The sequence below is a fragment of the Halorientalis pallida genome (assembly GCF_049605515.1).
Taxonomy (GTDB): domain Archaea; phylum Halobacteriota; class Halobacteria; order Halobacteriales; family Haloarculaceae; genus Halorientalis; species Halorientalis pallida_A.
This window is the reverse complement of sequence record NZ_CP187158.1, coordinates 175,112-187,696: the sequence shown is the minus strand read 5'-3', so window position 1 is coordinate 187,696 and position 12,585 is coordinate 175,112. Positions and strand designations below refer to the sequence as shown.

Sequence of the window (12,585 nt, the reverse complement as noted above, 5' to 3'; positions counted from 1 at the left end):
ACTCAGAGGTCCCCCGTGATCGCGTCCGCAACCCGCTGGTGGTCGAACAGCTGTGCGTCCGCGTTCGAGAGCGCGTCGACCCCGCGCCACTCCCCGAACTCGTCGGGATAGAACTGCTTGGCCGCGATCTCGGTCTGGAGCAGGTTGATGATCGGGCCCTGATAGGACGTGCCACCGCGGTAGAGCCGGTCGTTCTCGACCGCCGAGAGCCGCTGACCGACCGGGTCCGCTCGCATCTTCGCGGTCCGCTCCTCGAACTCGGTCTTCGAGGCGTGAGAGAGCCCGTACGAGAAGACGAGCACGTCCGGATCGACTTCGAGGATCTGCTCGTAGTCCCACTGCGCGTAGCCACCGTCGATGTGGGGGCCGAAGGCGTCCTGAACGCCCAGATCCTGATACTGTTTTTTCCCGTTGCCCTCACCGATGGGATAGGCGTAGAACGAGCCGTTCTCGAAGTCGGAATTGATCGACAGGAGTCCGATCTCCGGTCGTTCCCCTTCCTGCGGCAGGCGCGATCGTACCTCCTCGATGAACGAGTCGTGGACCGACGCGAGCGCCTCGTACCGGTCACGCTCCTGGAACACGTCGGCGATCTTCTCGAACGCCTCGTACAGCGAGTAGTAGCGGTAATCGTGCCAGTCCTGCCCGCGCCGACGGATGGAGTTGCCCACGATGGGACCCACTCGCTGGTGGATTTCGTCGAAGTCCGACGCCGAGAGCCCGTCCGCCAGCCGCTGGAGGTGGTTGGGATCGAACAGGTGTACGTCACACCCCATCTCGTAGAACACCTCCTTGTCGATACCGCTCTCGCCCATCAGTTGCTGGACGCCATCGAAGGACACGTCGACCCCGGGGAGTGTGTCGTACAGCTGAATCGGCCAGTTCTCCGTGAAGACGAGGCCGGAGAGCCGGTCGAGCTGGCCGAGCGCGATTCCCATATCCCCGTACGTGCTGAAGTAGGCCATCCACGTCTCCGGGACCCCCTCGAACTCGACGGTCCCCATGGGTGCCATCTCCACCGTGTACGGGTCCCCGGAACCGTCGGGTGTCGTCCCGCCGTCCCTGCCGACCAGACTACTACAACCGGCCAGCCCCCCACCAGCGATGGCAGCAGCGCCTGTCTTCACGTACGTCCTGCGCGTCACGTCACGTCGTGATCGATCCATACGGTTTAGGCTCGCCTAAATACATAAACCGCTTTCGAAATTTAGGGAAGCCTAAATCGAAGGTAGATATCCATGCCCCACGCCAGTGGCCGAAGTTTTTTCCACGTTCTACGAACATGTATGATCGATGACAGCGAGCAACTCGTTGAACTGTCTGGCGTGTGGGACAACGCTCGATCAACGTACGGAACACGGCGTCACGATAGATTACTGCCCGAACTGTGGGGGCGTCTGGCTCGACCCCGGCGAACTCGAACAGCTCACCGGCCACGAGAGCCACAGCCACCACCGCGACGTCGACGTCGATATCGAGGGCGAGGAGGAAGCTGAAGACGAGGGCGGCATCCTCGGCACCATCGCGGGCGCACTCGGCGGGGACGCCGAAGACGGTGAGTTCGAGGACGAAGGCGAGATGGACACAGGATTCGAGGAAGAAGAGGACTTCTGAGCCCGATCTCCGCGACAATACGGCGGTTCCCTCTCCAGCATCCGAGAGGGCCGGGACGACAGTACAACTGGCAGTCCAGTGCCGCCGTTGGGATCTGTCCGACCCTCCGTCGCTCCCAGTGACAGCCAGATATCCGTTCGACGTATGAGGGGTGTCAACACTTTCGAGCCCCAGCCGATGTGGCGCTATCGGTCGAGCGGGACCCGTAACGAGGGAGCACTGCAGGATTTGAACCACGGTCGTTCCGCTCGCTTCGCTCGCTACACACCCTGATTCAAATCCTTCGCGGACACGTTGCTGGCGCTCACGGATTGTTCACGCCACCAAGTGGGCGCTGCAGGATTTGAACCCGCGACAGCTTGGTCCGAAGCCAAGTACTCTGTCCAGACTGAGCTAAGCGCCCTCGGTCGCTCGGTAATCAACCTGCCGTGTTAAACCACTCGGTTGGCGTCGGTCGATGGGACGTAGAGGCACGGTCCCGGAGCGGACCACTGGCGAGGCGTATCGGGTGGTTTATCAGTCGGTCGTCGGGAGGACAGCACATGGGAACGGTGGAGCGCGTTCGCGGGCTGGTAGAGTTGACGCGGCCGGTCAACGCCATCGCGGCAGGCGTGCTGACGTTCATCGGCGCGTTCGTGGCCGTCGGCAGTTCGCTCCCGGCCGTGCCGGTCCTCGCGGCCCTCGTCGCGACGGTGCTGGCCACCGGCGCCGGCAACGCCATCAACGACTACTTCGACCGGGAGATCGACCGGATCAACGCGCCGGACCGCCCGATCCCCCGTGGAGCGGTGTCGCCGCGGGGGGCGCTCGTCTTCAGCGCCGCTCTCTTTGTGATCGCGGTCGTACTCGTTCTGGCGCTGTTACCGCTCCTGGCCATCGGCATCGCCGTGTTCAACCTGCTCGCGCTGATCACGTACACGGAAGTGTTCAAGGGGCTCCCCGGTGTCGGGAACGCGCTGGTGGCGTATCTCGGCGGGAGTACGTTCCTGTTCGGGACTGCGGCGGTCTGGCCGGTCGATACCACCGTTCTGGCCTCGGTCGTGGTCCTCTTTTTGCTGGCCGCGCTGTCGACGCTCGCTCGGGAGATCATCAAGGACGTGGAGGACGTGGCGGGCGACCGCGAGGAGGGGCTGAACACACTGCCGATTGCGGTGGGGGAGCGACGGGCGCTCGGTCTCGCGGCGGGGCTGCTGGTCGTCGCGGCGCTGGCGAGTCCGGTGCCGTATCTGCTCGGGACGTTCGGTGAGGCGTATCTCGTGGTGGTCGTGCCGGCGGATCTGGTGATGTTGTACGCGGGCTACGAGGGGTTCGGCGACCCGACAGCGGGCCAGTCACACCTGAAGTACGGGATGTTTCTGGCGGCGGTCGCCTTCGTGGTCGGGCGTGCAGTGACGCTGGCGTAGCCGCGTCCGCGGGCGGTCAGCAGCGGTCAGTACACAAAAGCATATATGTATGCCGGCAGCACAGTATAGTATACCAGGACCGGCCGCGTCCAGTTGCTCGCGGTCGAGTGCTCTCAACGAGGCCATTCCATGTACGATCTGGGTACGGAGTTCGGAAACGCGACGGTCGATCCCGGGACCAACATCCTCGTCGCCGGGCCGCCGCTGTCGGGCAAGCGCGAGTTAGCGATGCGTGCCCTCGAAACCGGGTCCGAACAGGGGGACGGGTCGATCATCGTCACGACGCGGGACAACTCCGACCGCGTGCTGACGGACTATCGCTCCTTGCTCACGGACCCCGACGAGGCGCACATCGGCGTCGTCGACTGCGTCACCAAACACCAGGGTCAGTCGGCCTCGGATACGGACGTCGTCAAGTACGCCTCCTCGCCGGTCGACATGACCGGTATCGGGATCAAGTTCTCCGAGTTCGTCGAGGAGTTCTACCGCAACCGCAACAGCAAGCGCAACCGCGTGATGGTCGACTCGCTGTCGACGCTCCTGCTGTACTCGAACCTCCAGACCGTCTTCCGGTTCATGCACGTGTTCACCAGCCGCATCGAGAACGCCGACGCCGTCGGCATCCACGTCATCGAGTCGACCGCCCACGACGAGGAGACGATGAACACGCTCATCCAGCTGTTCGACGGCGTCGTCCGCACCGACGAGGATCGCTCGGTCACCCTCCAGTTACCCGGCGTCGACACCGAAACCGTCGGCCCCTGACTCCGGGTCGGCCCCCGTCGCCAGCAGTCTTTTGGTCGCGCCCGGCCTCAATTTTCCCATGCCAGTCGAGACAGACGACGAACTCCGTGAGATACTCGACCTCGAAACCATCGCCGTCGTCGGCTGTTCGTCGACCGCCGGGAAAGCCGCCCACGACATCCCAGCGTACATGCAACGCCACGGCTACGAGATCATCCCGGTCAATCCCTACGCGGACGAGATTCTGGGCCGAACGGCCGTCGATTCACTGGCCGACGTCGAGGCGGAGATCGACATCGTCGACGTGTTCCGCCCCAGCGAGGAGGTGGCCGGCATCGTCGACGCGGTCCTCGAACGCGACGACGTGCAGGTCGTCTGGATGCAACTGGGCATCGAGGACGACGAGGCGGCCGCCAGGGCCGAAGACGCCGGGCGCAGGGTGGTACAGGATCGCTGTCTGAAAGTCGAACACCAGCGGCTCGTCTGAGCGGACGGGGTCGCCGGTCAGTCCTCGGGTTCGGCCGCGCTCCCACCCGCCGCACCGCTGGTTTCGGCACTGTTCTCGGCGTCGGCCTCCTCGATGGCGGCCTCGGCGAGAACTTCGTCCACGTCGATCCCCTGCTCGCGGGCCATCCGTTCGATCAGCACGCGCTGCTCGTCGAGGTCGTGTTCCATCGCGTCGACCTGCTCGCTGGTCTTCTCGACTTTCGACCGGAGGTCGTCGATCTGTGCCCGCAACTGGTTCATCTTCTCGTAGAGGTCCTCCGCCGCCGAGATCATCTTCTCGATCTTCTTTTTCGTGTCACCGAGTCCGACCATGCGGGAGCGTTTTGCGCGCATACTTGTGGCCGTTTCGGCTGGCCGCCGCGATGGTGGCTCGGCCGACGGCACAACGCCGCGGTTAAGTCCGGGCGGTGAGCAGGTGCGGGTATGGACGACCTCCGGATCGCCCCGCTGGTCGGTATCGTCGGCTGTCTGGCCGTCCTCCTGGCGCTGGGTGCCCCGTACGTCCTCGTCGAGGACGCCGGCGGCGTCGGCCTCTACTACGGCTCCGGCGCGGTCAATCCCCTGCTGGCTGCCCTGTTCGCCATGGTGACGCTCATCGCGCTGGCCGCCGGTCGCGAGGGTCGCTCCGATCCGGCGATGGCTGCCGGCGTGGCGCTCGTGCTCGGCGCGGCGATCACCGTGATCGCGCTCGTGTGGGCGCTCACCGCCCGCGTCGACGTGATCGCCATCGACACCGCCCACCGCTGGATCGTCGCCGGCGTGAGCGTCCTCGTCCCCGCCGGGTCGGCGTGGTTCGCCCGCGCACTGGGGCTGGTGTGACCGGCCAGTGCCGTGACTCGGACAGCCCCCGGCCCCCGTCGAAACCGGACGACGGGAGCGCATCCGAAAGGCCCTTATGGGGCTCCGGATAAGGAGGGAGTGGACTAGGTCGGGCAGTTAGGCCCTGCTCAGAACCCGCGATATGGTCTTCAGCGGGGACCGAAGCTCGGGGGCGTCCGGTCAGACGGACGCGGGCCCCGCAAGCCAACTTAGAAGCCTCGTCCTGCGGGGGCGGCGGTCCCCACGGGCTCGCCTGCAGGGGCGATCCGGTGGGGTTAATCGGAGACACCCCGTCAGGCGCGGAAGCGAGCAGCGGATCACCGGACACCCGTCGCTCGTAGGGTCGCGGGGTGGAGGAGGCACGCGGGATTACCCGCGCCCGAACGCCGGGCAAACCCGAGGTCCATTCCATTCATCCTAAATTTTTACTTCGGAGGGTGCGCTCCGCGCACCCTCACTCGCAAAAATTTAGTATAAAAACTACCCGGACGCTCGGCTTCGCCTCGCGTCCGGTGAACCGCGGCGCAAAGCGCCGCGGATGCTGGTGAAGACCGCGATCCGCACTTCCGGGACCGCCCTATCGACCGTGGCAGTACTTTCCGTCGTCACCAGTGACATATCCCGGCCAAGTAATTCTTATGACGCATGACAGAGTTAGAATTTATTACCTTCGCTTGTTCCGACCCGGACACACTGGCCGAATTCTGGGCGGCCGCACTGGACGGCGAGCGCCGGGAACTGCCGGGGTCGCTCGATCCAGAAATCGTCGACCGGCCCGGAGCGGGTCCGGATCTGCTGTTCAAGCGACTGTCGAAAGGGACCGAGCGGGACCTGCCGATCCACCTCGATCTGTCGACTTCGGATCGGGAGGGAACCGTGGAACGACTTCGGGACCTCGGTGCTTCGGTCCGGGAGACCAAAACCGAGGAGTACGAGACCCACACTGCGACGTGGACCGTGATGGAAGATCCCGAGGGCAACGGCTTCTGTGTGAGCGAGTACCGATAGCCGGGCGTCGACGGTGACAGCCCGGCCGAAATCCAGCACGCTTTTTCGGCTCGCGCTCCCGGTTCCGACTGGAAACTTCGTTCCGCGTACCAGTATGGCTCGGAGCGACGAGGCTGATTCGAGAAGCGGCGTCACGTCGGACCGACCGGAACGGGAACGGCTCGACGACTCTCTCTCCTACCACGACATCCTCCAGCGCGAGATTCGGAACGCACTCCGGGAGATCAGACGGCCGACGCCGGCGGTGTTCATCTCCGGCGTCTCGGCGGGCCTGAACGTGAGTTTCGGCGCGCTGTTCATGGGGATGGTGCTGTCGCTGTCGAACGGATTCTCGTCGCCGGTCGTCGCCCGGCTGACCCTCGGCTCGGTCTCGACCATCGGCTTCCTGTTCGTCATTCTCGGCCAGACGGAGCTGTTTACGGCCCACACGACCATGGCCATCCTGCCGGTGCTGGACGGGCGGGCCTCGCTCCGCGACCTCGGCGAGCTGTGGGCGGCCGTCTACGTCTCGAACCTCCTCGGCTGTGCCGGATTCGTCGTCCTGATCGCCATGCTCGGCCCGACGCTCGACATCGCCGGTGGCGCGGCGTTCACCGCGCTCGCGACCGAACTGGTCGACCCGGCCGGACCAGCGATCTTCCTCAGCGCCGTCATCGCCGGCTGGCTCATGGGGCTGGTGACGTGGCTCGTCGCCGGCTGTCAGGACACGACCAGTCGCGTCCTCGTCGTCATCATCGTCACCGCCGGCATCGGGTTCGCCCCCTTCCACCACGCCCTTCTCGGGACGACGGAAGTGCTGAGCGCCGTCGTCCTCGGCCCGGCCGTCACGCTGGCCGACTTCGGCCACTTCCTCCTCTGGACGACCGCCGGAAACGTCGTCGGCGGCGCGGTGTTCGTGGCCCTGCTGAACTACGGCCACGTCGCTTACTTCGCCGGGAGCGAATACAGTTACTACGACGAGAATCAGTGAGTCAGCGGACCCCGGTCAGGACTCCGCGAGCGCGTCGACGTTCTCGATGGAGAGGTCGCCGCCGATGGTGCGGTTCGGGTAGGGGATGTCGATCCCTTCCTCGTCGAACCGCTCTTTGACTGCGGTGACGTACTCGCCGCGGACCTTCACGAAGTCCGCGCGGCTGGGGTTGTCGATCCAGATGCGCGATTGCAGACCGACCGAGGAGTCACCGAGTTCCGTCAGCCGCACGGAGGGTTCGGGGTCGTCCATGATGCCGTCGTGGTTCTCGGCCTCCTCGACGATGATCTCGGTCGCCTTGTCGATGTCGTCGTCGTACCCGATGCCGAACAGGAACTTCAGGCGGAGTTGCTCCTTTGCGACGGGATTCTTGATGACGCCGCCGGTCAACTGGGAGTTCGGGACCGTCAGGAGTTCGTTGTCGAACGTGCGGACCCGCGTCACGCGCAGTGAGATGTCCTCGACGACGCCCGAGTAGCCGTCCCACTCGATCCAGTCGCCGATGCGGAAGGGCTTGTCCGTGTAGATGAACACGCCGGCGACGAAGTTCGCGAGGACGTCCTGCATCGCGAAGCCGATAGCCAGCGTGGCGGCCGCACCGATGGTCGCGATGGCGGTGAGGATGTTCCCGTACCCGGCGAAGGTGAAGGCGATGGCGACCGCGGCGAAGGCGGTCACGATCCGCACGAGTTTCACGAGCGGTTTGCGCGCGTGTGCGTCGAGGTCCCGCCGCTTCAGCACACGGTTGACGACGGGGACGACGGAAATCCGGCCCAGGATGTAGAGGACGAGAAAGGCGACGAGAAACGTGATGGCCGAGCCGACAGCACCCGCGGCGGGGATGCCGAGGTCGGCGAGTTGATCCGCGAGAAACGTGTTCGCGGACTGCAGCGGGATCACCGCTCGATCACCGCCGTGTGCCCCCGGGTCCTGGCGAGGTCACCGCTGACCCGCTCTGCCAGGTCCTCGGCCAGGTCCTCCGTCGTGGTCCCCCCACGCGCCGCACGGAGGAATTTGACTTTCACCATGTCGCGGTCGTCGAGCTGGTCCGACAACTCCTCGACGACGGACTCGACCCCGTGCTTCCCGACCCAGACGGTCACGTCCAGATCGTGCATCCGCCGGCGCTTCTCCTGTTCGGTCATGTCGTCTTCACTATACGGCAACCGTTCTTAAAAGCTATCACCGACCGAGCGTGTGCGATGCCGTCTCATTCCCGCGTTCCGTCGGCTCGGCGCGGTCAGTACGGGTATCTCGCGTGCCCGCCACAGTCACAGGTAATCACCACGTGGCCGTCCCGGGTCCGGACGCGGGCGTTCACGCCGGGCTGGAGGTAGGCGTCACAGCGGTCGCAGGTGAACCGCTTGAACTCGGGCGGGAGCGAGAGCCGGTTGCGCTCGGCGACGCGGCGGGCACGGCGGACGTACGCCCGGGCGCGGTCGGTCTCGCCCGCGGACGTCGCGGCCTTCGCGAGCGCCTGGAGGCGCTCGATGCGCTCGGCGGCCAGTTGCTCCTCGCTGGGCATACCCGTGACTCACCGGGCGAGACGGGGTATAGGTTCTGCTTGCCGTCGCGGCGCCGTCCTTCGTGTTCTTTCGGTAGGGTTTTTTCCCACGCTCGTCTCGCCTCGCCTGTGCAGGCGCTCAACTACCTGGAACTCGCAGGGAAACTCGACCGGAGCGGCATCGGGACGGCCGTCGAGCAACAGCGCCGTGCGCTCGCCGAGACGGACGTGGACGTGCGCACGTCGCCGTGGGCCGGTGGCGATCCGGTGAGCGGACTGCGACGTGCCGTGACCGACGGCGACGCCTTCGCCGATTTCGATCTGGCCCACTGCAACATGATCGGGCCAGGGACGGTCGCGGTCGCCCGGTACGCGCGCCGCAACGGCGTCCCGCTGGTCTTGCACTCGCACGTCACCAGCGAGGACTTCGCCGAGAGCTTTCGCGGATCGACGTATCTGGCCGACCCACTGCGGCGCTACCTGCAGTGGTTCTACTCCCTGGCGGATCTGGTCCTCTGTCCGAGCGAGTACACGAAACAGACCATCGGTTCCTACCCCGTCGACGCACCGATCCGGCCGATCAGCAACGGGGTCGACCTGGAATCGCTGGACGGATACGAGGACTGCCGGCAGGAGTACCGCGACCGGTTCGATCTGGAGGGGATGGTGGTCTTCTCGGTCGGCAACGTCTTCGAGCGCAAGGGCCTGACGACGTTCTGTCGCCTGGCCCAGGAGACCGACTACGACTTCGCCTGGTTCGGCCCCTACGACACGGGGCCACAGGCCTCACAGACCGTCAGGGAGTGGACGCAGGACCCGCCCGAGAACGTCACGTTCACGGGCTGGATCGACGACAAACGGGGCGCGTTCGGTGCCGGCGACGTGTACCTGTTCCCCACGAAAGCCGAGAATCAGGGCATCGCCGTACTGGAGGCGATGGCCTGCCGGAAAGCCGTCGTCCTCCGGGACATCCCGGTGTTCGAGGAGTTCTACACGCACGGCGAGGACTGCCTGAAGTGTGAGACACGCGCGGAGTTCCGGGAGGCGCTGGCGGAACTGGCGGCGAACCCGGATCTGCGCGAGCGACTCGGGGAGAACGCTCGCGAGACGGCCGAACGACACGCGCTCGGACGCGTCGGGCAGGAGCTGAAAGGAATCTATCATGATCTCGTCGATGACACAACGTATTAGAGACCGGTCGTCGAACGGTCCGGCGATGGGTCGGACCGTCGCCGTCTTCACCGACACGTATCTGCCGACGGTCAACGGCGTGACCTACACGGTCCAGACCTGGCGGAAACGGTGGGCGGATCGCGGCGGACGAATGCCCATCGTCTATCCCGGGACCGACGATTACGAGCCCGGCGAGGACGAACACCCGGTCAGGAGCATCGAGTTTCCGTTCTACGACGGGTTCCACGCCGCGGTCCCGGGCGTCCCGGACGACATCACGGCGGCCGACCCCGAGCTGGTTCACACCCACACTCCGTTCCTGCTCGGTCTCAGCGGCCTGAAGTTCGCCCGGAGCCACGGCGTCCCGCTGGTGGCCTCGTACCACACACCGACGGCCGAGTACGCAGACTACATCGCGGAAGGGTGGCTCCGCTCGCCGGTCGAGCGGGCCGCCCGGGCCTACGAGAAGTGGTATCTCAACCGGGCGGAGATGGTGGTCGTCCCGAGCGAACCCGCTCGCCACCACCTCCGGGAGATCGGCGTCCGGACGGCGGTCGAGGTCGTCCCCAACGGGGTCGACACCGACCGGTTCGGTCCGGTGGACACGAGCCAGTTCGTCGAGGCGCACAATCTCGACACCGGGAAGCCACTGGTCGGTTACACCGGACGGCACGGGTACGAGAAGCAACTCGACCTCATCGTCGAGGCTACCGACGGGATGGACGTGACCGTCGTGTTCGGCGGCGACGGCCCGGCCCGGGACCGGCTGGAGAACCTGGCCGCCGACGCCGACGTTGACGTGCGTTTCCTCGGCTTCCTCGACCGGGAGGACCTCCCCGCCTTCTACAGCGCGCTCGACGTGTTCGCGTTCCCGAGCCCCGTCGAGACACAGGGACTGGTGGCGCTGGAGGCCAACGCCTGCGGAACGCCCGTGGCGGCCGTCGACGCCGGCGCGCTCTCCGATACCGTCGTCACCGGTGAAACTGGCTACCGCGCACCGCCGGGCGACGCCGAGCGGTTCCGGACGGCCATCGAGCGGACGCTCGCCGAGCGCGACGCGTTGCGCGAACACTGTCTCGACCGCCGGGACGCCGTCAGCGTCGACCACGCCGTCGACAAACTCTCGGACGTGTACGAGATGTTGCTGTAGGGAGCGAGCGTGGCCTTCGAGTCTCGTGCCGTGAGCAGGGTTCATTACCGTGGCCGCCATCGATCCGACGAATCGACGGGCCGCAGACCATGATCGACGACAGGGACCAGCGACGGACGGTCGGTTTCGGAGTGGCGTCGCTCCTGATCGTGTCGTTCCTGCTGTTGGCCACGAACGTGGCCCTGATTCTCAGGTCGAACGCGGCGGAGGTGACGGTCGCGTTCTGGCTGATCGCGCCGACCGCGGTGATCGTCCTGCTGGTCGCGGTCGCCGTTTGGGTCCGGGCGGACCGCGACCGTGCGAGGTACCTCACTCGCGTCGCGGCCTGGGCGTTCGTCGGTGCGGCCGCCCTGGGTATCGGCGGCGCGCTGAACGGATACCTGAACGCCGTCGAGGGCGTCAGGTTGGGCTCGACGGTGGATCTGTTCGTGGGCTGGGCCGCCGGCGGCCTGCTCGACGGCGGTCTCATCGGGATCTACGACGCCGAGCGACGGCTCGAACGCGAACGCACCGAAGAAGCTCGACAGGAGGCCGAACAACTCGCGGCCGGGCTGTCCGTCGTCAACCGCGTTCTGCGCCACGATCTGCGCAACCACGCGACCGTCCTCGAAGGACAGATAGACGCACTCGACGCCGACGACGAGGACGTCGAGACCATCCGGCGACACGTCGACCGGATCGTCGAGCTGGCCGAACAGGGCCGACAGATGGAGTCCGTCCTCCGGACCGACGACCGGATCGTCGTCGACGCGAGCACAGTCGTCGAGCGTGTCACCGCGGACCTCGATGCCGTCCACGCGGACGCGTCGATCACGGTCACCACGCCCGACTCCGCACCGGTCACCGTCGGCAGCATGTTCGAGGTCGCAGTCGAGAACGTCGTCGAGAACGCCATCGTCCACAACGACAGTCCCGAGCCCACCGTCGACGTGACCGTCACGAACGGGGACGGAACCGTGGCAGTGACGGTGAGCGACGATGGCCCGGGGATTCCGGACCACGAACTCGACATGCGGGAGTTGCCCGCCGAGTCCGCACTCGAACACAGCAACGGACTCGGCCTGTGGCTGGTCGACTGGTTCGTCGAACGGTCGGAGGGCGACCTCCACATCGAGACCGACGACGACGGCAGTCGGGTCCGGATGGTCCTGCCACGGGCCTGAGCGGGTGCTGACTGGCGGACGAAACGTGAAAATTCGAGACCGCGAGCGGCGTCAGTCTTCGAGCGCGTCGGCGATCCGGTCGAGCGTCCGCCGGATGTCGTGGACCTCGTCGCGGAGCTTGCGGACTTCCCGGGTTAGCTCCTCGTTGTCGCTGCCCCCTTCCTGTCCGCGACCGCGGCCTTCACCGCCGGGACCGCCGGGACCCATACCGCCGGGGCCGCCACCGCCGGGACCCATGCCGCCGCCGGGACCGCCGCCCATCATGCCGCCCATCATCTGTGCGAACGGGTTGCCGCCGCCGCCCATGCCACCGGGGCCGCCACCGCCGCCCATCATCTCTTCGAGGCGCTCCTCGCGGCTCATGCCTTCACCCTCCTCGCCCTCGCCTTCCTCGGCTCGCTGCTGGCGGATCTCCTCGACCCGCTCGCGGAAGGACTTCTCCTCGCCCTCGCTCTCGGGTGCCTCGCTCTCGCTCTCTGCTTCTGTCTCCTCGGAAGGATCGTCGTCTGCCATGGGTCCCGGTTCGGGAG

General features: G+C 66.2%; 16 protein-coding genes, 1 tRNA gene and 1 other RNA gene. 11 read left to right on the top strand and 7 right to left on the bottom strand.

Annotated features, from left to right (window positions below; translation table 11 throughout):
* Positions 1 to 2: 2 nt before the first annotated feature.
* The gene (locus tag ACOZ4N_RS02485) at positions 3 to 1,166 is read right to left on the bottom strand and encodes an ABC transporter substrate-binding protein (RefSeq protein ID WP_424018344.1); all 1,164 of its coding nucleotides are present in this window, start codon (positions 1,164 to 1,166) and stop codon (positions 3 to 5) included.
* 127 nt (positions 1,167 to 1,293) lie between these two features.
* Here ACOZ4N_RS02485 and ACOZ4N_RS02480 point away from each other — a divergent pair, with 127 nt between their 5' ends.
* Positions 1,294 to 1,614, top strand: a complete 321-nt coding sequence (locus ACOZ4N_RS02480) for a zf-TFIIB domain-containing protein (protein ID WP_424018342.1) — start codon at positions 1,294 to 1,296, stop codon at positions 1,612 to 1,614.
* Between the two features lie 328 nt (positions 1,615 to 1,942).
* Here ACOZ4N_RS02480 and ACOZ4N_RS02475 read toward each other — a convergent pair.
* Positions 1,943 to 2,017: transfer RNA gene (locus ACOZ4N_RS02475), tRNA-Arg, on the bottom strand.
* Positions 2,018 to 2,156: 139 nt separating this feature from the next.
* Here ACOZ4N_RS02475 and ACOZ4N_RS02470 point away from each other — a divergent pair.
* The 3 genes from ACOZ4N_RS02470 to ACOZ4N_RS02460 all read left to right on the top strand — a co-directional run bounded on the left by ACOZ4N_RS02470 (position 2,157) and on the right by ACOZ4N_RS02460 (position 4,248).
* On the top strand, positions 2,157 to 3,017 hold the full coding sequence (locus ACOZ4N_RS02470) for a geranylgeranylglycerol-phosphate geranylgeranyltransferase (RefSeq protein WP_424018341.1): 861 nt from the start codon (positions 2,157 to 2,159) through the stop codon (positions 3,015 to 3,017).
* A gap of 129 nt (positions 3,018 to 3,146) precedes the next feature.
* On the top strand, positions 3,147 to 3,782 hold the full coding sequence (locus ACOZ4N_RS02465; protein ID WP_424018340.1) for an RAD55 family ATPase: 636 nt from the start codon (positions 3,147 to 3,149) through the stop codon (positions 3,780 to 3,782).
* Positions 3,783 to 3,840: 58 nt separating this feature from the next.
* Complete coding sequence (locus ACOZ4N_RS02460; RefSeq protein WP_424018339.1) at positions 3,841 to 4,248, top strand: CoA-binding protein; 408 nt, start codon at positions 3,841 to 3,843, stop codon at positions 4,246 to 4,248.
* Positions 4,249 to 4,265: 17 nt separating this feature from the next.
* Here the strand turns inward: ACOZ4N_RS02460 and ACOZ4N_RS02455 are convergent, their stop codons facing one another.
* On the bottom strand, positions 4,266 to 4,580 hold the full coding sequence (locus ACOZ4N_RS02455; RefSeq protein ID WP_424018338.1) for a DUF5798 family protein: 315 nt from the start codon (positions 4,578 to 4,580) through the stop codon (positions 4,266 to 4,268).
* Positions 4,581 to 4,691: 111 nt separating this feature from the next.
* Here ACOZ4N_RS02455 and ACOZ4N_RS02450 point away from each other — a divergent pair, with 111 nt between their 5' ends.
* The 4 genes from ACOZ4N_RS02450 (at position 4,692) to ACOZ4N_RS02435 (ending at position 7,065) form a co-directional block, all read left to right on the top strand.
* Complete coding sequence (locus tag ACOZ4N_RS02450) at positions 4,692 to 5,087, top strand: DUF7548 family protein (RefSeq protein WP_424018337.1); 396 nt, start codon at positions 4,692 to 4,694, stop codon at positions 5,085 to 5,087.
* Positions 5,088 to 5,184: 97 nt separating this feature from the next.
* Positions 5,185 to 5,496: signal recognition particle sRNA (ffs, locus tag ACOZ4N_RS02445), an RNA gene on the top strand.
* A 236-nt stretch (positions 5,497 to 5,732) separates the two neighbouring features.
* A complete protein-coding gene (locus tag ACOZ4N_RS02440) occupies positions 5,733 to 6,095 on the top strand; it encodes a VOC family protein (RefSeq protein ID WP_424018336.1) in 363 nt (120 codons plus the stop codon).
* 94 nt (positions 6,096 to 6,189) lie between these two features.
* Positions 6,190 to 7,065, top strand: coding sequence for a formate/nitrite transporter family protein (locus tag ACOZ4N_RS02435; RefSeq protein WP_424018334.1), 876 nt, complete (start codon positions 6,190 to 6,192; stop codon positions 7,063 to 7,065).
* 15 nt (positions 7,066 to 7,080) lie between these two features.
* On the opposite strand, the gene ACOZ4N_RS02430 is transcribed toward ACOZ4N_RS02435, so the two are convergent.
* From ACOZ4N_RS02430 to ACOZ4N_RS02420, 3 genes are all read right to left on the bottom strand, one after another.
* Positions 7,081 to 7,965, bottom strand: a complete 885-nt coding sequence (locus ACOZ4N_RS02430) for a mechanosensitive ion channel family protein (RefSeq protein ID WP_424018332.1) — start codon at positions 7,963 to 7,965, stop codon at positions 7,081 to 7,083.
* Positions 7,962 to 8,210, bottom strand: a complete 249-nt coding sequence (locus ACOZ4N_RS02425) for a YhbY family RNA-binding protein (RefSeq protein WP_092693833.1) — start codon at positions 8,208 to 8,210, stop codon at positions 7,962 to 7,964. The genes ACOZ4N_RS02430 and ACOZ4N_RS02425 overlap by 4 nt, the downstream gene beginning before the upstream one ends.
* Positions 8,211 to 8,305: 95 nt before the next feature.
* The gene (locus ACOZ4N_RS02420) at positions 8,306 to 8,590 is read right to left on the bottom strand and encodes a ribonuclease P protein component 4 (protein ID WP_424018331.1); all 285 of its coding nucleotides are present in this window, start codon (positions 8,588 to 8,590) and stop codon (positions 8,306 to 8,308) included.
* Positions 8,591 to 8,698: 108 nt separating this feature from the next.
* Here ACOZ4N_RS02420 and ACOZ4N_RS02415 point away from each other — a divergent pair, with 108 nt between their 5' ends.
* The 3 genes from ACOZ4N_RS02415 (at position 8,699) to ACOZ4N_RS02405 (ending at position 12,055) form a co-directional block, all read left to right on the top strand.
* A complete protein-coding gene (locus tag ACOZ4N_RS02415) occupies positions 8,699 to 9,760 on the top strand; it encodes a glycosyltransferase family 4 protein (protein ID WP_424018330.1) in 1,062 nt (353 codons plus the stop codon).
* A gap of 25 nt (positions 9,761 to 9,785) precedes the next feature.
* On the top strand, positions 9,786 to 10,892 hold the full coding sequence (locus ACOZ4N_RS02410; protein ID WP_424018329.1) for a glycosyltransferase: 1,107 nt from the start codon (positions 9,786 to 9,788) through the stop codon (positions 10,890 to 10,892).
* Positions 10,893 to 10,981: 89 nt separating this feature from the next.
* Positions 10,982 to 12,055 carry a sensor histidine kinase gene (locus ACOZ4N_RS02405; protein ID WP_424018328.1) on the top strand — a complete coding sequence of 358 codons (1,074 nt, stop codon included), beginning with the start codon at positions 10,982 to 10,984 and terminating at the stop codon, positions 12,053 to 12,055.
* A 51-nt stretch (positions 12,056 to 12,106) separates the two neighbouring features.
* On the opposite strand, the gene ACOZ4N_RS02400 is transcribed toward ACOZ4N_RS02405, so the two are convergent.
* Positions 12,107 to 12,568, bottom strand: coding sequence for a hypothetical protein (locus ACOZ4N_RS02400; protein WP_424018327.1), 462 nt, complete (start codon positions 12,566 to 12,568; stop codon positions 12,107 to 12,109).
* Between the last annotated feature and the right edge of the window lie 17 nt (positions 12,569 to 12,585).

Coding starts and splice junctions, on each gene's coding strand:
- ACOZ4N_RS02485 (WP_424018344.1), bottom strand. CDS start 1,166: ATGGATCGATCACGACGTGACGTGACGCGCAGGACGTACGTGAAGACA.
- ACOZ4N_RS02480 (WP_424018342.1), top strand. CDS start 1,294: ATGACAGCGAGCAACTCGTTGAACTGTCTGGCGTGTGGGACAACGCTC.
- ACOZ4N_RS02470 (WP_424018341.1), top strand. CDS start 2,157: ATGGGAACGGTGGAGCGCGTTCGCGGGCTGGTAGAGTTGACGCGGCCG.
- ACOZ4N_RS02465 (WP_424018340.1), top strand. CDS start 3,147: ATGTACGATCTGGGTACGGAGTTCGGAAACGCGACGGTCGATCCCGGG.
- ACOZ4N_RS02460 (WP_424018339.1), top strand. CDS start 3,841: ATGCCAGTCGAGACAGACGACGAACTCCGTGAGATACTCGACCTCGAA.
- ACOZ4N_RS02455 (WP_424018338.1), bottom strand. CDS start 4,580: ATGGTCGGACTCGGTGACACGAAAAAGAAGATCGAGAAGATGATCTCG.
- ACOZ4N_RS02450 (WP_424018337.1), top strand. CDS start 4,692: ATGGACGACCTCCGGATCGCCCCGCTGGTCGGTATCGTCGGCTGTCTG.
- ACOZ4N_RS02440 (WP_424018336.1), top strand. CDS start 5,733: ATGACAGAGTTAGAATTTATTACCTTCGCTTGTTCCGACCCGGACACA.
- ACOZ4N_RS02435 (WP_424018334.1), top strand. CDS start 6,190: ATGGCTCGGAGCGACGAGGCTGATTCGAGAAGCGGCGTCACGTCGGAC.
- ACOZ4N_RS02425 (WP_092693833.1), bottom strand. CDS start 8,210: ATGACCGAACAGGAGAAGCGCCGGCGGATGCACGATCTGGACGTGACC.
- ACOZ4N_RS02420 (WP_424018331.1), bottom strand. CDS start 8,590: ATGCCCAGCGAGGAGCAACTGGCCGCCGAGCGCATCGAGCGCCTCCAG.
- ACOZ4N_RS02410 (WP_424018329.1), top strand. CDS start 9,786: ATGGGTCGGACCGTCGCCGTCTTCACCGACACGTATCTGCCGACGGTC.
- ACOZ4N_RS02405 (WP_424018328.1), top strand. CDS start 10,982: ATGATCGACGACAGGGACCAGCGACGGACGGTCGGTTTCGGAGTGGCG.
- ACOZ4N_RS02400 (WP_424018327.1), bottom strand. CDS start 12,568: ATGGCAGACGACGATCCTTCCGAGGAGACAGAAGCAGAGAGCGAGAGC.